This window comes from Bradyrhizobium sp., assembly GCF_019244115.1.
Classification (GTDB): Bacteria; Pseudomonadota; Alphaproteobacteria; order Rhizobiales; family Xanthobacteraceae; genus Bradyrhizobium.
In genome coordinates this window covers 1-2902 of sequence record NZ_JAFATE010000096.1, presented here as the reverse complement: position 1 = coordinate 2902, position 2902 = coordinate 1, and the positions used below count along the sequence as shown (strand labels likewise).

Here is a 2902-nt window from a genome sequence, read left to right as displayed (position 1 = left end):
TTCTGGTCCAGCTCGCCGACGCACCGAAAATCGATCTCGACGTGCTCTCATGGAGCCGGCATTTCCGCTGCTTTCCGGGGCAGGGCGACCTGCCGGTTTCGGAGTTCATGGAGTCTGTCGCGGCCACCGGCTATGCCGGGCCGCTGTCGCTCGAAATCTTCAACGACCAGTTCCGTGCCGGTTCGGCGGCGCGCATCGCGACCGATGGCATGCGTTCGCTGATCCTATTGCAGGACCAGCTCGCGGCGAAGTTTCCGGTCGCCAGCGGACACCGCCTGGTGCCGCGTGCGCCGAGCCGCGGTGTCGGCTTTCTGGAGTTCGCCGTCAACGAAAGCAAGGCTGCCGCGCTCGCCGATCTGTTCCGCCAGCTCGGCTTCCGCAGGACCGGCCAGCACCGCAGCAAGGCCGTGGAGCGGTGGTCGCAAGGCCAGATCGAGCTCGTCATCAACTCCGATCCGGACGGCTTTGCGCACTCGCACTACATCACCCACGGCCCCGGCGTTTGCGCCATTGCGCTCGATGTCGATGACGCGGCGAGCGCGGTATCTCGCGCCCAGGCGCTCAAGGCGCGCTCGTTCTACCAGCCGGTCGGGCCGGGTGAACTGGAGATCCCGGCGATCCACGGCGTCGGCGGCAGCCTGCTGTATTTTCTCGACACGGCCGGAAAGAACTGGGACCTCGACTTCGAGGCGACCGGCGGCGCGGCGGATGGCCATCTGCTGGCCGTCGATCACATCTCGCAGTCGATGCCCTATGACGAGATGCTGTCCTGGCTCTTGTTCTACTGCGGCATTTTCGATCTCAATCGCCTGCCGCAGCAGGAAATCGCCGATCCGCGCGGACTGGTGCAGAGCCAGGCCATCATCAACACCGAGAAAAGCCTACGCTTCGTGCTCAACGGCTCGGCGGCGCCGCGCACCCTGTCGTCGCGCTTCATCTCGGAGTTTTTCGGCTCCGGCGTCCAGCATATCGCATTCTCGTGCGCCGACATTTTTGCGACCGTCGGGGAGATGCGCGCGCGGGGCGCGAGTTTTCTCGACATTCCGGACAATTACTACGACGACGTCGAGGCCAAATACGATCTCGATCCAGTGACTTTGGCAGCGCTGCGCGAAAACCGCATCCTCTACGATCGCGAGGGCGAGGGCGAGTTCTTCCAGATCTACACTCACATCTTCGACGAGCGGTTTTTCTTCGAGATCGTGGAACGGCGCAACTATCAGGGTTTTGGCGCGGCCAACGCCGCGATCCGCCTTGCGGCCCAGGCGCGCGAGGTGCGTCCGCTGACGATTCCGCGCGCCTGAGGTTTGGCGGCAGGGTGACGTCTTCGTAAACACACTTGCACGCATTTTAGCGAATATTGAAAACAATCCGTGTTTCCCGACTTTACCGAATGCTCGCGTTTTCGTCGTAGATTTCAACCTGGCCACGAAGTCAGTGGCGATCGCGAGTTGAGGGTTGTCTCGAAATGAGTGAAGCGGGATCATTTCTGAGGGATCTCGACGACGTGATGTCCCGCGGAACGGCGGAGAGCAGAGAGCGGGCGTTGTGGCACGCGACCGATCTTCTGATCGCGGGCCGCTACCGCGACGAGGAGATCGACCTGTTCGGCGAGGTGATCGGACGGCTGGCGGACGAGATCGAGGTGGCCGCACGGGCCGAACTCGCCGAGCGGCTGGCCCGCTTCGATGGCGCTCCGACCAACGTCATTCGGAAACTCGCCTTCGACGATGCGATCGAGGTCGCCGGTCCCGTGCTGCGGAACTCCGAACTGCTCGACCGCGATACGCTCCTCGCCAATGCGCAGGTCAAGGGACAGCCGCATCTGCTTGCGATCTCGCAGCGAAAATTCATCGACGAGGCCGTCACCGATGTGCTGGTGAAGCGCGGTGACCGCGATGTGGTCAATTCGGTTGCGGGCAATCGGGGCGCGCGATTGTCCAATTTCGGCTTCCTGCACATGATCAAGCGAGCCGAGGGCGACTCGATCCTCGCCGAGCAGCTCGGGCTGCGCGGTGACATCCCGCGGCACGTGTTCCAGCAGCTGATCGCCAAGGCATCTGACGACGTGAAGCGCCGCCTCGCGCGCGAGCGCCCTGACATGATGACCGCGATCCAGACCTCCGTCGGCGATGTCGCGGGCGCGCTGCAGTCCCGGTTCGGACCATCATCGCGAACTCATTTCGTCGCCAAGCGCGTCGTGACGACGCAATTTCGCCAGGGCACCCTCACCGAGGACAACATCGCGGCCTATGCGACGTCCCATCGTGTGGACGAGGTTACGATCGGACTGTCGCTGCTCACCTCATTGCCACCGGACGTGATCGAGCGCGCCCTGATGGATCAGAAACGCGACATGCTGCTGATCCTGGCCAAGGCGCTGAATTTTTCATGGCGTACGACCATGGCGCTGCTGTTTCTCGGCGCCAAGGATCACCGTATCACCGTCGCCGATCTGCGCGAACTCGAGGGCGAGTTCGGTGCCCTCAACGTCGAGACCTCAAGGAGCGTCCTGGAGTTCTATCAATCGCGCAAGTCCGGTGGCTCGGCCGATGCCGGTCCTCCCCGTCAGCTCGAGATGCATTGAGGCTGGATGGATACGTTCCGCGCGGTGCTGGGCAAACCTCCGGCAGCGGACACAGGCGGCCCGGCGGGTCGCCCATCATCGATGGACGCGGCCTGGCTGGCGCTCGAAGCCGCCAACGACCTCGGCGATGCCGCTGCACTCGCAGCCTGCCGCCGCGTGATTGACACCAGCCTGAACGGCAAATCCGCCGCGCAGTCCGATCTCAATCTGATTCGGTATTATTTTCAGCTGACCGGCGCGCTGGGCCGTCACCCGGCGCCGAGCGCAAGCGCGATATTGTAGGTCGCAAGGCTCGCGCTATAGGCGAGCACCAGC

3 protein-coding genes are annotated in these 2902 nt (G+C 63.5%); all 3 read left to right on the top strand.

The genetic code is table 11. The features are described 5' to 3' along the window. Nucleotides 1-1304 (top strand): VOC family protein (locus tag JOZ76_RS04555; RefSeq protein WP_291697435.1); only part of this gene is annotated, 1304 nt, incomplete at its 5' end. Between the two features lie 164 nt (nt 1305-1468). Further along, a complete protein-coding gene (locus JOZ76_RS04550) occupies nt 1469-2587 on the top strand; it encodes a DUF2336 domain-containing protein (protein WP_291697434.1) in 1119 nt (372 codons plus the stop codon). Between the two features lie 6 nt (nt 2588-2593). Beyond that, nucleotides 2594-2869: a hypothetical protein gene (locus JOZ76_RS04545; protein WP_291697433.1), complete on the top strand. Its 276-nt coding sequence runs from the start codon at nt 2594-2596 to the stop codon at nt 2867-2869. The last annotated feature ends 33 nt before the right edge of the window (nt 2870-2902 follow it).